We start from the raw sequence: 15,131 nt of genomic DNA on the forward strand, positions 1-15,131 counted from the left end.
TGTGTTGTTTCCGTAAAATAATGCCGTCTTTCTTGTGTTCGTGTTAGTGTCTGATTAAAAAGCAGACGATTATAGCGGCATTCCCACCAGAATTGCTACGTATCCCTCTGTTTTCATGTTTAGTATAAGTCAAAACCGTTTTTATTTATTACATTGTGATAATACTTTATTGTGATCATTATTGTCATAACACAGGCGGTATCCGGCAAACAGTGAGGGAACTATGATTCTGGAAAGAGTGGAAATTCTGGGTTTTCGCGGTATAAACCGGCTGTCATTACCATTGACCGGCAATACGGTACTGATTGGTGAAAACGCGTGGGGGAAATCCAGTCTGCTGGATGCCCTGACTCTGACACTGTCACCGCAGGCACTGAATGCAAAATTTATCCTGAGCGACTTTTATCACGCCGCTGACAGTGAATCAGGACCTGTCCGTCACTTACAGATTGTTCTGATCTTCCGTGAAACGCGGCCCGGACGTTACCGCTCCCGCCGTTTCCGTGAACTGGCGCCGCTGTGGCGCAGCAACGGGGATGAATATCAGCGGATCAACTACCGTGTCAGTGCCGATCTGGCGGATGACAACACGATTACCAGCCAGCGCACGTTTCTGGATGAAGCCGGTGAGCCGCTTCTGCCGGAAAAAACAGATACCTTTATCCGTGAAATTATCCGTCTTTATCCGGTGCTGCGCCTGCGTGATGCCCGTTTTATGCATGGCCTGAGAAAAGGAATACCTGAATGTGAGGAGGAGGAGTGTGATCTCCGCATGCAGACAGAAACCTTTAATAACCGGATGGCGGATCTGACCCGCGCTCTGGTCAGCAATCCGCAGACACTCTCCAATGATGATTTGCAGGATGGCCTGGAAGCCATGAAACAGCTGCTCAGCCACTACTTTGCCGAACAGGGGGAGTATCTGCTGGATCGCCGTAAGGCGCGGCGGCTGAATATTGAGCCGCGCCAGCGGGCATGGCAGGCGCTGGAAGGAATTAACCGCGTGGTGGCCGGTCCCAATCAGCGTAATGTGCGGCTGATTATCCTCGGTATGTTTGCCGCGCTGCTTCAGTCCAACAGCGGGCTGAAACTCGATCCGTATGCCCGGCCGATCATCATCGTGGAAGATCCGGAAACCCGGCTGCATCCGATTATGCTGTCGGTGGCGTGGGGGCTGCTCAATCTGTTTTCTTTACAGCGCATTACCACCACCAACTCCGGTGAGCTGCTTTCGCTGGTGCCTATTCATGATATCTGCCGCCTGGTGCGGGAATCCACCCGTGTCGCCGCTTACCGGCTGGGGGAAAATCATCTGTCGCCGGAAGAACTGCGGCGTATCTCATTCCATATCCGCTTTAACCGTCCGTCCGCACTGTTTGCCCGCTGCTGGCTGCTGGTGGAGGGGGAAACGGAAATCTGGCTGATGAACGACCTGGCAAAACAGTGTAATTACTACTTTGAGACAGAAGGGATCAAGGTGATTGAGTTTGCCCAGTGCGGTCTTAAACCTTTGTTAAAGTTTGCCAACAAAATGGGTATAGAATGGCATACGCTGGTTGACGGCGATGAAGCCGGTAAGAAATACGCGGCTACCGCCGCACACTTCTCATCGGGGCTCAATGATGTTGAGCAGGACAGACTGACCCGTCTGCCCGCGCCGGACATGGAGCATTTTTTATATCGTGAGGGGTTCAGCCGCCTGTATCACAAGGTTGCGGATATCCCGGAGAATATTAAAATGCCGGCCCGCCGGGTGATTACCAAAGCGATTCACCGCACCTCGAAACCGGATCTGGCGATTGCGATTGCCAATAATGCCGCAAGCAGGGGTGTGGACTCTATCCCGCTGTTGCTGCGCCGGATGTTCTCCCGCGTGGCATGGCTCGCCAGAGGGCGGGCTAACTGAGGAAACAGGAATTCATGAGAGCAGTTTCAAAGAAAAAAAAACTGACCGCCGGCATTCTGATCATTCTGATCGCCGGCGGTTTCTGGTTTTTTAACCGTGAAGATGCACCGGTCAGTTATATGACGGAGGATGTGCAGCGCGGGACACTGGAAAAAAAAGTGATGGCCACCGGCAAACTGGATGCCTTGCAGAAGGTGGATGTCGGGGCGCAGGTCAACGGACAGTTGCAGACCCTGAATGTCAAAGAGGGAGATTTTGTTAAGAAGGGGGATCTGCTGGCCGTTATCGACCCGGTCAAAGCACAGAACGTGGTGATTGAGGCGGAGCAGACGGTCAGTGAAATCAGAGCACGGCTGAAGCAGGCAGAGGCGGAGTATGCCTTTGCACAGGCGACGTATCAGCGGCGGCTGGCACTGTCAAAAACACAGGTTATCTCAAAGCAGGATGTGGATGAGGCACGGCGCAATATGGAAGTGCAGCGCGCAGCGATTGATACCAGTAAAGCCCAGCTGGCACGTAATCAGGCCACTCTGGATACCGCCCGTAATGATTTGCAGTACACCAATATCCGTGCACCGATGGACGGTGTGGTGACAGAGCTGAAAACATTACAGGGGCAGACAGTGATCGCCATGCAGCAGGCGCCGACTATTCTCTCCCTGGCGGATCTCGATACGATGCTGGTGAAAGCCGAAGTGTCAGAGGCGGATGTGGTTTATCTGAAACCCGGCCAGAAAGCGACGTTCAGTGTACTGGGTGCGCCGGATAAATCCTTCAGCGGTGTGATCACCGATATCCTGCCGAAACCGCAGAAAATCAATGACGCCATTTTCTATTATGCGCGCTTTGAAGTACCCAATCCGCAGCACGTGCTGAAACTGGACATGACTGCCCAGGTGACCATTGCACTGGAAAACCGTGAAAATGTACTGAAAATTCCGCTGGCGGCGCTGGGTAAAGAGATTTCCCCGACCGAATATGAAGTACAGGTACTGGTGAATGGTCAGCCGGAAACCCGGCAGGTGACACTCGGCACCCGTAATGATGTGGAAGCTGAGGTGGTAAAAGGTCTGTCGGAGCATGAGAAAGTGGTGACCGGCATTGATGACACCACAGCAGGATAATTCATGAGCGCATTATTAGAACTGCGGAATATTTACCGCCGTTATCCTTCCGGTGACAGCAGTGTCACGGTACTGGATGATGTCTCACTGACGATCAGTGCCGGTGAAATGGTGGCGATTGTCGGTCAGTCCGGCTCGGGGAAATCCACGCTGATGAATATCCTCGGCTGTCTGGACACGCCGAGTGACGGCCAGTATTTTGTCGCCGGAAAGAACACGGCAGAACTGAGCGGCGATGAACTGGCGGCACTGCGCCGTGAGCATTTCGGCTTTATTTTCCAGCGCTATCATCTGCTCTCCCACCTCAGTGCGGAACAGAATGTGGAAATGCCGGCCATTTATGCCGGACTGAGCGCCCGCGAGCGCCGCGAACGGGCAGCAGAGTTGTTGCAGCGTCTTGGGCTGGGCGAGCGGCTGATTTACCGGCCGGGACAGCTTTCCGGCGGGCAGCAGCAGCGTGTCAGTATTGCCCGCGCGCTGATGAACGGCGGTGAAGTGATCCTCGCGGATGAACCGACCGGCGCGCTCGACAGCCAGTCGGGCAAAGAAGTGATGGCGATCCTCCACCAGCTCTGTGAACAGGGGCATACGGTGATTATTGTCACCCATGATCCGGTCATTGCCGCACAGGCAGCGCGGATTATTGAAATCAAAGACGGGCATATTCTCAGTGACAGCGGGGCGGCAATCAATCCGCAGGCGAAAACCCCGGCGGCAAAACCCCGCCTGAAAAGCAGTGCGTTCAGCCGTTTCTTCGGCCGCTTTAATGAAGCGCTACTGATGGCGTGGCGGGCGATGGTCGTCAACAAGATGCGGACACTGCTCACGATGCTGGGCATTATTATCGGGATTGCCTCCGTGGTGACCATTCTGGTGATTGGTGATGCCGCCAAAGCCCTCGTGCTGTCTGATATCAAATCCATCGGCACCAACACCATTTTTATCTATCCCGGCAAAGACTTCGGCAGTGATCCGGGACAGGATCTGCAATCCCTCAAACCCGGCGATGTGGATGTGATCCGCCGGCAGCCGTATGTCTATGCGGCTTCTGCGGAAATCGGGAGTAATGCGCGTCTGCGCCGCGGAAATATCGACTCCGCGGCCCGCATCACCGGGATCGGGCCGGACTTTTTCACGGTGTATGATATGCGTTTCGGCGAAGGGCGTGCATTCCCGCCTGAGATGTATGAACGCCGCTCTCAGGTTGTTATCATCGACATGAATACCAAACGCAAACTCTTTCCTCATCAGAAGAATGTGGTCGGGGAAACGCTGCTGGTGGGTAATATGCCCGCAACGGTGGTCGGCGTGATTGCGGATCGCAAGTCCATGTTCGGTAACTCGCAAACCTTACAGGTCTGGATGCCGTACACCACCCTGACCGGGCGGCTGATGCAGCGTAATTATCTGGATATGATCTCCGTGCGTATCCGTGACGGTTACAACACCAATAATACGGAAGAGCAGCTGGTCCGGCTGATGACACTGCGCCACGGCAAACAGGATACCTTCACGTATAACCTCGACAGCATTGTGAAAACCGTGGATAAAACCACAACCACGATGCAGCTTTTCCTGACGCTGGTGGCGGTAATCTCACTGGTGGTCGGGGGGATTGGTGTGATGAATATCATGCTGGTGAGCGTGACAGAGCGTACCCGCGAAATCGGCATCCGTATGGCGGTCGGTGCACGGGCGGGGGATGTGATGCAGCAGTTTCTGATCGAGGCGGTGCTGGTATGTCTGATGGGCGGCGCCATCGGTCTGGGGCTCTCTTACTCCATTGCTTTTGCAGCCCAAATGGCACTGCCGGACTGGGAATTTGTCTTCCGGCCTGCGGCGATTGTCAGTGCGGTGCTTTGTTCAACCGCGATTGGGGTTATCTTTGGTTTCCTGCCGGCCAGGAATGCGGCTAAACTTAATCCTATCGATGCACTGGCGCGGGAATAGCCGCACACCGGCTGAAAATACGAATACGTCGCGGAATGACGATTGACATTACCGCGACGATCCGCATAATTTTGTAAAATACATGATTTTGTAAAATACAGTGTTACGGCGCTGCGGTGTCGTCATCTTCAGTAACCGGAATAATCACACTGACGTGATGCCCTTTTGGTCCCTGAATGGTGTCATAATTCACTTTCTGACCCGCTTTCAGCGTGCGGTAGCCGTCCATCTGTATCGTCGAATAGTGGACAAAAATATCGTCACCACCGTCCGACGGACAGATAAACCCGAAACCCTTGGCGTTGTTGAACCACTTAACAGTACCTGTTTCCATACTGTTATCACCCTCATCTGTCAAACGATTGAAAAATGCTGCACAATGCGCCATATGATCCATAATACTCATAATGAAGTATCAGTATTACGCAGATATACTGGTTGCCTTGTACATTATTTATACTCTATTGAATTAGAGGGTGACGTCAAGCCTTTGTTGACGGCAAAACAGTATGGGTCTGTAAAGTCTGATAAAAATAACGCTGAGTATTGATACGCCTGCTGCGGCGTACGTTTTCTATAACCGGAATAGCAATGAGTCACTATCAATCTGAATCACAAACGGATGTCACGCTCAGGGAAAAAGAGCTGCAGAAGATACAGCCGCCTTCAATGTATAAGGTGGTTTTAAACAACGACGACTATACCCCTATGGACTTTGTGGTTGAAGTTTTGCAAAAGTTCTTTTCTTATAATGTTGATCGTGCGACGCAGATTATGCTCGACATCCATTACCAGGGAAAAGGGATCTGCGGGGTATTTACCGCTGAAATTGCGGAAATGAAAACAATATTGGTCAATACGTACGCGAAAGATAACGATCATCCGTTGCTGTGTACACTCGAGAAGGTATAAGAATACACTTTATTTCTCAGAATGGAGGTGCCTATGCTCAATCAAGAATTAGAGCTCAGTCTGAATATCGCCTTTGCCAAAGCAAGGGACAACCGGCATGAATTTATGACCGTAGAGCACCTGCTGCTGGCGTTGTTAGGTAACAAATCAGCCCGTGAGGCGCTGGAAGCCTGCCGTGTTAACCTGGCTGTTCTGCGTCAGGAACTCGAAAATTTTATTGAACAGACCACGCCGCTGCTGCCGGAAGGGGACGATCGCGAAACCCAGCCGACACTCAGTTTCCAGCGTGTTTTGCAGCGCGCCGTCTTCCATGTCCAGTCATCCGGCCGTAATGAAGTCAACGGCGCAAATGTGCTGGTGGCCATCTTCAGTGAGCAGGAGTCCCAGGGGGCGTATCTGCTGCGCAAGCATGATGTCAGTCGTCTGGATATTGTTAATTTCATCTCTCACGGCACCACCAAAGGTGAGGATGATAATGACAGCGGCCCGTCTTTTGATGAGCCGTCCCAGTCTGCCGCCGAAGAGAGCGGCAGCGGAGAGGACAGCCTGGATAACTTCACCTCCAACCTTAACGAACTGGCACGTAAAGGCCAGATTGATCCGCTGATCGGCCGTCAGGCAGAGCTGGAGCGCACGATTCAGGTGCTGTGCCGCCGCCGCAAGAACAACCCGCTGTTTGTCGGGGAGTCCGGCGTGGGTAAAACCGCGATTGCGGAAGGGCTCGCCTGGCGTATCGAACAGGATGACGTACCGGAAGTCATCAAAGGCTATACCATTTTCTCTCTGGATATCGGCTCACTGCTGGCAGGTACCAAATACCGCGGTGATTTCGAGAAACGCTTTAAAGCGCTGCTGAAAGTGCTGGAGAAAAACGAAAAAAGCATCCTGTTTATTGATGAGATCCACACCATCATTGGTGCCGGTGCGGCATCGGGCGGACAGGTGGATGCGGCTAACCTGATTAAACCGTTATTATCCAACGGGAAAATCCGGGTGATAGGCTCCACGACTTATCAGGAATTCAGCAATATCTTTGATAAAGATAAAGCGCTGACCCGCCGTTTCCAGAAAATTGATATCAACGAACCGACGGCTGATGAAACCGTACGCATCATCAACGGTCTGAAAGCCAAATATGAAGCGCACCACGATGTGCGTTACACCGCGAAAGCCGTTCAGGCGGCGGTGGATTTATCAGTGAAATACATCACTGACCGCCATCTGCCGGATAAAGCGATTGATGTTATCGATGAAGCCGGGGCAAGAACCCGTCTGATGCCGCTGAGCCGCCGTAAGAAAACCATCGGTGTCGGCGAAATCGAGGCGATTGTGGCGCGGATTGCGCGTATCCCGGAAAAAACCGTGTCCAGCAGTGATAAAGATCTGCTGCGCAACCTCGACAGCCGCCTGAAAATGCTGGTCTTCGGCCAGGACCCGGCGATTGATGCTCTGGCGGAATCCATCAAAATGAGCCGTGCGGGGCTGGGTAACGAGCATAAACCGATTGGTGCGTTCCTGCTGGCCGGGCCGACCGGGGTCGGTAAAACTGAAGTGACCGTACAGTTATCCAAAGCGATGGGGATCAAGCTGCTGCGTTTTGATATGTCCGAGTACATGGAGCGTCATACCGTCAGTCGTCTGATTGGTGCGCCTCCGGGATATGTCGGGTTTGATCAGGGCGGGCTGCTGACAGATGCGGTTATCAAGCATCCGTATTCGGTGGTTCTGCTGGATGAAATCGAAAAAGCGCATCCGGATGTCTTTAACCTGTTGTTACAGGTGATGGATAACGGGACGCTGACGGACAACAACGGGCGCAAAGCGGATTTCCGTAATGTGATCCTGGTGATGACCACCAACGCCGGTGTGCGTGAAACCCAGCGTAAAGCCATCGGCTTTACCGAGCAGGACAACAGCACTGACGCGATGGCGGAAATCAAGCGGGTCTTCACACCGGAGTTCCGTAACCGTCTGGACGGCATTGTCTGGTTTAATGCACTGTCGCAGCCGATTATCGCCCAGGTGGTCGACAAATTTATTGTTGAACTCCAGGCGCAGCTGGATGCGAAAGGCGTTTCCATTGAAGTGTCTGCCCGTGCCCGCTCATGGCTGGCAGAAAAAGGATATGACCCGGCAATGGGCGCACGTCCGATGGCCCGTGTGATCCAGGATAAACTGAAAAAACCGCTGGCAAACGAATTACTGTTCGGTGAGCTGGTGAACGGCGGCTCGGTGATTATCGATCTTGATAAGAAGAAAGATGATCTGACTTACCGTTTCAGTGCCCTGAAAGAGAAATCCGGTGACCCGGTAGCCTGATGGCAGAACAGTACTGAGACAAACAGTACAGACATAAAAACGATCACCACAGGACGCGCACTTCGGTGCGTTGCCTGTGGTGTCTTTTTATGAGGCGTGGCCTGCAGGGATCAGCGGCTACGGAAGACGATACGGCCTTTGCTCAGGTCATATGGGGTCAGTTCTACTGTAACCTTGTCGCCTGTCAGGATGCGGATATAGTTTTTACGCATTTTACCGGAGATATGTGCAGTCACAACGTGTCCGTTTTCCAGTTCCACACGGAACATCGTGTTCGGCAGTGTATCTAACACAGTGCCTTGCATTTCAATATTGTCTTCTTTGGCCATCTAATCCTCTAATGTTAATAACCAGTATTTTCAAACCGCAAGATAATGCCGAAAAACCGGGATTATGTAAAGGAATGATATTTTTTAAGCACCGTGTCTGAAACATAAAACGGGCTGAAACATACCATTTCCTGTTGCTTTGCAGCGATTTTATAAAAAAGGCGGCAGTTGTGACGGCACCGGACGTGCTAATGTCTGCGGCTGCCAGCATGACTGCGGTAAATGATTATCGCGCAGCTGATACAGCTGACGGATAAACGTCTGCCGCGGGATCTCCCGCGCACCCAGTGATCCGGTGTAATGATTCAGTATCTGACAATCAAACATCGCGCCGCCGTGGCCGGTAAAATGGGCGAAAAATGTCATAAAAGCAATTTTTGACCCGTTGCTGACACGGCTGAACATCGACTCTCCGCAGAACAGCGATCCGGTGTTCAGACCATACAGCCCGCCGACCAGCGCGCCATCATCCCACACTTCGGCAGAATGAGCACGTCCTGCCTGATGCAGCCGGATATAAGCGGCAACAATATCCTCACCTATCCAGGTACCTTCATCCCGCTCTGTACAGGCGCGGATGACCTGCTCAAAGGCATGATTGAGCGTGACCCGGTAAGGGTGTTTTTTCAGAATTTTGTGCAGTGAACGGCTGACATGCAGCTCTTCCGGGTACAATACCGCACGCGGGTCCGGTGACCACCACAAAATGGGCTCACCGGGCGAATACCACGGAAAAATACCTTCCCGGTATGCCAGCAGCAACCGGGCGGGGGAGAGATCCCCGCCGGTGGCCAGCAATCCGTCCGGATCGGTCAGCGCGTGCTCAACCGGCGGAAAGAGAAGTTCCTCATTCAGCTGATAGAATGGCATCGGATCCCCCGGTCATGGCCGGCATACGGTTCACAAACTGATAATAACGGCCTCTGCGCGCCAGCAGCGCGTCGTGAGTGCCTTGTTCGGCTATCTGCCCGCCATCCATCACGCACAGCGTGTCCATGTGTTCCAGGCCCTGTAAACGGTGGGTGATAATAAGCATCGTCCGGTCGCGGCCGATTTCCCGCAGCAGAGCGAGAATATGCTGCTCAGTATCCGCATCAAGCCCTTCTGTCGGTTCATCGAGCAGCAGGAACGGCGCATTGTGGAGCAGGGCACGGGCGATCCCGAGACGACGCTGCTCACCGCCGGAGAGCTGACGCCCGCCTTCACCGATCCAGGCATTCAGTCCCTGGTCGTTATCCAGCAGGTTTTCCAGTCCGACCTGAGCCAGTACCGCATTCAGCTGCGCATCCGTTGCTTCATTATCCCCGATCCGCAGATTGCCGCGCAGTGTGTTATTGAACACATGAATACGTTGCGGAACCACGGCCATCAGCGACCGGAGTGTATTTTCATCATAAGCGGCAATCGGCTGGTCATTCAGGCGGATTTCACCCTCACTGACATCCCATGCACGGGTCAGCAACTGCAACAGGGTGGATTTCCCGCAGCCGGTTTTGCCGAGCAGAGCGAGATGTTCCCCGGCGCGGAGAGTCAGGGAGATATCTTTCAGCACCGGCAGCGGTTGTCCCGGATAGGTAAAACCAACGCCGCTGAGGCTGACACTGACCTGTGCGGATGCCGCCGGACCGGTGGCCGGGAAGGTGACTTCCGGTTTGGTGTCAACAATCTGCGAGACGCGCTCAGCAGAGGTCATTACCTGGCCGAGATGCTGGAACGCGACCGCCACCGGGCCTAATGCTTCAAATGCCGCCAGCGCGCAGAATACAAACAGGGCGATAATGGCTCCGCCCTCACGGTACGGCCAGCTGACCCCGGAGGCCATCCACAGCATCAGTGCAACAGCAAACCCGGTTGCCAGAATAATCACCGCCTGGGAAAGCCCTGTCAGCCCGGCCTGGCGCTGCTGCTGTATCAGCCAGCGTTGTTCTGTTTCAGCAAGCTGATCACGGAAACGGGGCTGTGCGCCAAAAATAGTCAGTTCTGCCTGTCCCTGCAATGCACTGGTCAGCAGGGTACGGTATTGCGCCCGCAGTGTCGTCAGCTGTATACCGATTGGCTTACCGGCAGAGTAGAACACCACCGGCAGGGCAAACAGCAGGAAGGTCATAAACCCGCCCAGCGCATATGCGAGAGTCAGATCGAGAAAACCCAGCCCGAATGTCAGTACCGCAATCACTACCAGCGCGGCAACAATCGGAGAAATGACCCGCAGATAGAGATGATCCAGCGTTTCCACATCCCCGACCAGCCGGTTGAGCAGTTCTCCCTGACGGAATCGGGCGATGCCGCCCGGTGTCAGCGGCAGGATTTTCTCAAAGGCAAACACCCGCAGGTGTTTCAGCACACGGAACGTGGCATTGTGGCTGACCAGCCGTTCCGCATAGCGTCCGGCAGTACGGGAGATAGCCGCGCCGCGTACCCCGGCGGCAGGCAGCATATAGTTAAAAAAGGCAATCCCCGGCACACCGGCAATCGCCGTTCCGGCCAGGAACCAGCCGGACAGCGTCAGCAGGCCGATACTGGCGAGCAGGGTGGCAATCGCCAGCAGTATCCCGAGCGTCAGCAGGAACCAGTGGCGGCGGTAGAGGGCTAAAAACGGCAGTAAAACACGCATAATTACAGATCCCCCGTCCGGTGTGACAACAGCTGTGCAAAGGCACCCTGCTGCTGTTGCAGGGCGGCATAGCTTCCCTGTTCAGTAATCAGACCTTTATCCATCACCCAGACTTCATCGTAGTCACGGGTCTCTTCCAGCAGATGCGTCACCAGCAGGGTTGTCTGCTGACGGGCGGCATCATTCAGGGCATGCATCACACGCTCCTCACTGTGCGCGTCCAGGCTGGCGGACGGCTCATCCAGCAGCAGCAGATGACACGGATTGAGCAGGGCACGCGCCACGGCAATCCGTTGTGCCTGGCCGACAGAGAGCCGGGCGGCATTATCCCCGACCACGGTATTCACACCGTCAGGCAGGGAACCGATAAAGTCGGTCACATAGGCTTTTTCCATCACCGCATTAATTTCGTCCTGAGCGGCATCCGGACGGCTCAGGCGGATATTGTCCAGAATGGTTTGTTCCGGCAGATGCGGGTTTTGTCCCACCCAGCTCAGTTGCGCCCGCCAGCTTTCCGGGCGGATGTCACGCAGTTCCTGCTGATTAATCCGGATACTGCCTTCATACGGCAGAAAACCGAGCAGCAGATTGAGCAATGAGCTTTTCCCTGCACCGCTCTGGCCGACAAGCGCGATACGCTGTCCGGCATTCAGGGTGAAGGTCAGCGGCCCGGCCAGTTTTTCCCCGGACGGGGCAAAAATCACCAGATCGGTTGCCGTGACAGAAATCTGCTCTGCCGGTGCCAGCGGTTCGGTGCCCGGTAATTCATCCGCGTTATTCTCCGCAGATAACAGGGTTACCAGCGACTCCGCGGCTCCGACGGCCTGTGCTTTGGCGTGGTAGTAGGTGCCGAGGTCGCGCAGCGGCTGGAAAAACTCCGGCGCCAGGATCAGGGCGATAAACCCGGCAAACAGCGTGACGCCCACGCCGTAACTGCCGAAATTCAGTTCGCCGAGATAGGAGAAACCAAAATAGACCGCAACCACCGCAATTGAGATCGCGGCGAAAAACTCCAGCACAGCAGAGGAGAGGAACGCCATGCGCAGCACTTCCATGGTACGCGAACGGAAATCTTCGGTAGCGTCATCAATCTGTTTCACTTCCTCACGGCCGCGGTGGAAAAAGCGGATGGTTTCCAGCCCGCGCAGGCGGTCGAGAAAATCGCCGCTCAGACGGCTCAGTGCCAGGAAGTTACGGCGGTTGGCATCGGCGGCCCCTAAGCCGACCAGTGCCATAAAGACGGGGATCAGCGGTGCCGTTACCAGCAGAATCAGCGCTGCAACCCAGTTGATCGGGAACAGGGTGATCAGAATCATCAGCGGAATGATGGCGGACAGCGTCATCTGCGGCAGATAGCGGGAATAGTAATCCTGCATATCATCAATTTGTTCGAGAATAATGGTCGCCCAGCTGCCCGCCGGTTTGCCTTTTACCCGGACCGGGCCGAGTTGTTCCAGTTTATCCAGCACAGTACGGCGGATCTCACGTCTTACCACCTGCCCGCAGATAAACCCGACCCGTTCGCGGATCGCAGCGACAACTGCGCGGGCAATAAACAGTATGATTAGTACAGTGAACGGAGTGAGGAGCTGTTCGCGGGGCGTATGCTCCATGATGAGGGACTGAAGGAGAACAGCGAGGCACCAGGCCTGGCCGATAATCAGTAAACCGCTGAGTACACCCAGCAACATCGAGAGGCGCAACCATCGCCGTGCCGGTGCCGCCTGATGCTTTAACCAGCGGACGAGTTCTGACTGTCTTGATTTATCCATTTTTTCTGTATGCAGGTGATAAGTAAAAATTTGGCTGAAATCAGCAGGATAATGCCATGGTACACGAAAAGGCGCTACAGATATAGCGCCCTGATAATGCAGGATTATTTGTCAGCGAGGCTGTCAAGATAGCGCTCGGCATCCAGTGCGGCCATGCACCCGGTTCCCGCGGAGGTAATCGCCTGGCGGTAGACATGATCCATCACGTCACCGGCGGCAAACACACCCGGCACAGATGTCTGAGTGGCATTGCCGTGTGTGCCGGACTGAACACGGATATAGCCGTTTTCCAGATCCAGATGTCCTTCAAAAATACCGGTATTCGGGCTGTGGCCGATAGCGATAAAGCAGCCCATCACCGGCAGCTCTTCCGTTGCATCACTTTGGGTATCACGCAGACGGACAGCGGTCACGCCCATCTGATCACCGAGCACTTCATCGAGTGTGCGGTCAGTGTGCAGAACGATATTGCCGTTCTGAACTTTGTCCATCAGACGGCTGATCAGGATTTTTTCCGCACGGAAGCTGTCACGGCGGTGGATCAGGTGCACTTCTGACGCGATATTGGAGAGATACAGCGCCTCTTCCACAGCGGTGTTTCCGCCGCCGACAACCGCCACTTTCTGGTTACGGTAGAAAAAGCCGTCACAGGTGGCGCAGGCAGACACACCACGGCCTTTGAAAGCGTCTTCTGACGGCAGGCCGATATAACGGGCGGATGCGCCTGTGGCGATAATCAGTGCGTCACAGGTGTAGGTATTTTCCCCGGTCAGGGTAAACGGACGTTTGCTGAAATCCACTTCCGTGATGTAATCGTTGATGATTTCAGTCTCAAATTTTTCAGCATGCGCCTGCATACGTTCCATCAGACCCGGTCCGGTCAGACCTTCCGGGTCTCCCGGCCAGTTTTCCACATCAGTCGTGGTGGTTAACTGACCGCCGACTTCCACCCCGGTAATCAGCACCGGTTTTAAATTCGCCCGTGCCGCATAAACGGCAGCGGTATATCCGGCAGGGCCGGAACCCAGAATAATTAATTTACTGTGTCGGGTTGCGTTCATGAACACCTCATTAACAAAATGGCAAAAAAGCGTGTACAGGATTGTAGGAGAAACGTGGGGTTAAAAAAAGGAATAAAAACGGCAGAGCACAAAATCGAAATGAGCCGGAAATGAGTCGGTTTTCAGGTTATTGTACGAAAAAATGATTATTCAGAAGATTCCTAAGTTGTTTGAATATCACACCAAAAGCACGCTGTATTTGTCAGCGAAACGTTTTTCTGCCATTTTCTTCAACAGGTTGTTCTGATTTTTGTTCATTTGCTTTGACAATCGGCTGCGCATTTGCGAAAACATCAGTGTAAGAGATTTTTATCCGTCAGGTTAATACATCCTGTTACACCGGCGATGTGTTTGTCCTGATGACGAAGCGTGGTAATTTCAGCTTACGACTACAGCGATAATAATCTGAATGTTCCGGTAAACTGGCGCCGGTTGCGTATTCTTATAATCAGAAATGCAAAGATTAGCCTGAAAACATGTTTTCCGATGCTGATTTTGTTCTGTCAGGTAAGGGAAGTGTTATGGGTGTGGGAAAATAGTAAATAAGAGAGATAACGAGATGATTGATAACAAAAAGCGTCCGGGTAAAGATCTTGACAGAATCGACAGGAATATTCTTAACGAATTGCAGAAAGATGGCCGTATCTCTAACGTCGAACTCTCCAAACGTGTGGGTCTGTCACCGACTCCGTGTCTGGAACGTGTCCGTCGTTTAGAGCGTCAGGGCTTTATCACCGGGTATACCGCACTGCTGAATCCGCACTATCTGGATGCATCCCTGCTGGTATTCGTGGAAATTACCCTTAACCGCGGCGCTCCGGATGTCTTTGAGCAATTCAACACTGCAGTTCAGAAGCTGGAAGAGATTCAGGAATGTCACCTGGTTTCCGGTGATTTTGACTACCTGTTGAAAACTCGTGTGCCGGACATGTCCGCTTACCGCAAGCTGCTGGGTGAAACTCTTCTGCGCCTGCCGGGCGTGAATGACACCCGCACCTATGTGGTGATGGAAGAGGTCAAACAAAGTAACCGTCTGGTCATCAAGACCCGTTAATTTGTTTCCTGCGTCATGTGCAAAACGGGATAAATCAGGTACACTCCTGTTTATGCATACAGTTTCAACGCTGAGCTACCCTCAGCGTTG

At 53.5% G+C, this 15,131-nt stretch carries 12 protein-coding genes; 6 read left to right on the top strand and 6 right to left on the bottom strand.

Features of this window, described 5'->3' with window-relative positions:
• Nucleotides 1–223: 223 nt before the first annotated feature.
• From AAZR23_RS01260 to macB, 3 genes are read left to right on the top strand one after another with little or no spacing between them, the layout of a single operon-like run.
• Nucleotides 224–1,906 carry an ATP-dependent nuclease gene (locus AAZR23_RS01260; protein ID WP_230059187.1) on the top strand — a complete coding sequence of 561 codons (1,683 nt, stop codon included), beginning with the start codon at nt 224–226 and terminating at the stop codon, nt 1,904–1,906.
• A gap of 14 nt (nt 1,907–1,920) precedes the next feature.
• The gene (gene macA, locus AAZR23_RS01265) at nt 1,921–3,030 is read left to right on the top strand and encodes a macrolide transporter subunit MacA (RefSeq protein WP_434690024.1); all 1,110 of its coding nucleotides are present in this window, start codon (nt 1,921–1,923) and stop codon (nt 3,028–3,030) included.
• A 3-nt stretch (nt 3,031–3,033) separates the two neighbouring features.
• Nucleotides 3,034–4,980 carry a macrolide ABC transporter ATP-binding protein/permease MacB gene (macB, locus tag AAZR23_RS01270; RefSeq protein WP_434690026.1) on the top strand — a complete coding sequence of 649 codons (1,947 nt, stop codon included), beginning with the start codon at nt 3,034–3,036 and terminating at the stop codon, nt 4,978–4,980.
• A 103-nt stretch (nt 4,981–5,083) separates the two neighbouring features.
• Here the strand turns inward: macB and cspD are convergent, their stop codons facing one another.
• Nucleotides 5,084–5,314 (bottom strand): cold shock domain-containing protein CspD, encoded by a 231-nt coding sequence (gene cspD, locus AAZR23_RS01275; RefSeq protein ID WP_046893902.1) that lies wholly within the window; start codon nt 5,312–5,314, stop codon nt 5,084–5,086.
• A gap of 257 nt (nt 5,315–5,571) precedes the next feature.
• Between cspD and clpS the strand changes: the two genes are divergently transcribed.
• Together clpS and clpA are read left to right on the top strand one after the other, a co-directional pair.
• Nucleotides 5,572–5,892 carry an ATP-dependent Clp protease adapter ClpS gene (clpS, locus tag AAZR23_RS01280; RefSeq protein ID WP_046893824.1) on the top strand — a complete coding sequence of 107 codons (321 nt, stop codon included), beginning with the start codon at nt 5,572–5,574 and terminating at the stop codon, nt 5,890–5,892.
• 33 nt (nt 5,893–5,925) lie between these two features.
• On the top strand, nt 5,926–8,211 hold the full coding sequence (gene clpA / locus AAZR23_RS01285; RefSeq protein ID WP_166707312.1) for an ATP-dependent Clp protease ATP-binding subunit ClpA: 2,286 nt from the start codon (nt 5,926–5,928) through the stop codon (nt 8,209–8,211).
• Between the two features lie 110 nt (nt 8,212–8,321).
• On the opposite strand, the gene infA is transcribed toward clpA, so the two are convergent.
• The 5 genes from infA to trxB form a co-directional block, all read right to left on the bottom strand.
• On the bottom strand, nt 8,322–8,540 hold the full coding sequence (infA, locus tag AAZR23_RS01290) for a translation initiation factor IF-1 (RefSeq protein ID WP_002211347.1): 219 nt from the start codon (nt 8,538–8,540) through the stop codon (nt 8,322–8,324).
• Nucleotides 8,541–8,690: 150 nt separating this feature from the next.
• On the bottom strand, nt 8,691–9,410 hold the full coding sequence (gene aat / locus AAZR23_RS01295) for a leucyl/phenylalanyl-tRNA--protein transferase (protein WP_166707313.1): 720 nt from the start codon (nt 9,408–9,410) through the stop codon (nt 8,691–8,693).
• Nucleotides 9,388–11,154 (bottom strand): heme ABC transporter ATP-binding protein/permease CydC, encoded by a 1,767-nt coding sequence (gene cydC / locus AAZR23_RS01300; protein WP_434690029.1) that lies wholly within the window; start codon nt 11,152–11,154, stop codon nt 9,388–9,390. Before cydC ends, aat begins: the two co-directional genes overlap by 23 nt.
• 2 nt (nt 11,155–11,156) lie before the next feature.
• Nucleotides 11,157–12,926, bottom strand: coding sequence for a heme ABC transporter permease/ATP-binding protein CydD (gene cydD, locus AAZR23_RS01305; RefSeq protein WP_264997306.1), 1,770 nt, complete (start codon nt 12,924–12,926; stop codon nt 11,157–11,159).
• Nucleotides 12,927–13,030: 104 nt separating this feature from the next.
• Nucleotides 13,031–13,987, bottom strand: coding sequence for a thioredoxin-disulfide reductase (trxB, locus tag AAZR23_RS01310; protein WP_166707316.1), 957 nt, complete (start codon nt 13,985–13,987; stop codon nt 13,031–13,033).
• A 559-nt stretch (nt 13,988–14,546) separates the two neighbouring features.
• On the opposite strand from trxB, the gene lrp reads away from it, so the two are divergent.
• Complete coding sequence (gene lrp, locus AAZR23_RS01315; protein WP_004235807.1) at nt 14,547–15,041, top strand: leucine-responsive transcriptional regulator Lrp; 495 nt, start codon at nt 14,547–14,549, stop codon at nt 15,039–15,041.
• Nucleotides 15,042–15,131 lie beyond the last annotated feature (90 nt).

The sequence above is a fragment of the Morganella sp. Je.2.23 genome (genome assembly GCF_051129855.1).
GTDB classification, from domain to species: domain Bacteria; phylum Pseudomonadota; class Gammaproteobacteria; order Enterobacterales; family Enterobacteriaceae; genus Morganella; species Morganella sibonii.

Coding starts and splice junctions, on each gene's coding strand:
- cydD (WP_264997306.1), bottom strand. CDS start 12,926: ATGGATAAATCAAGACAGTCAGAACTCGTCCGCTGGTTAAAGCATCAG.
- clpS (WP_046893824.1), top strand. CDS start 5,572: ATGAGTCACTATCAATCTGAATCACAAACGGATGTCACGCTCAGGGAA.
- cspD (WP_046893902.1), bottom strand. CDS start 5,314: ATGGAAACAGGTACTGTTAAGTGGTTCAACAACGCCAAGGGTTTCGGG.
- trxB (WP_166707316.1), bottom strand. CDS start 13,987: ATGAACGCAACCCGACACAGTAAATTAATTATTCTGGGTTCCGGCCCT.
- cydC (WP_434690029.1), bottom strand. CDS start 11,154: ATGCGTGTTTTACTGCCGTTTTTAGCCCTCTACCGCCGCCACTGGTTC.
- clpA (WP_166707312.1), top strand. CDS start 5,926: ATGCTCAATCAAGAATTAGAGCTCAGTCTGAATATCGCCTTTGCCAAA.
- macA (WP_434690024.1), top strand. CDS start 1,921: ATGAGAGCAGTTTCAAAGAAAAAAAAACTGACCGCCGGCATTCTGATC.
- macB (WP_434690026.1), top strand. CDS start 3,034: ATGAGCGCATTATTAGAACTGCGGAATATTTACCGCCGTTATCCTTCC.
- lrp (WP_004235807.1), top strand. CDS start 14,547: ATGATTGATAACAAAAAGCGTCCGGGTAAAGATCTTGACAGAATCGAC.
- aat (WP_166707313.1), bottom strand. CDS start 9,410: ATGCCATTCTATCAGCTGAATGAGGAACTTCTCTTTCCGCCGGTTGAG.
- infA (WP_002211347.1), bottom strand. CDS start 8,540: ATGGCCAAAGAAGACAATATTGAAATGCAAGGCACTGTGTTAGATACA.
- AAZR23_RS01260 (WP_230059187.1), top strand. CDS start 224: ATGATTCTGGAAAGAGTGGAAATTCTGGGTTTTCGCGGTATAAACCGG.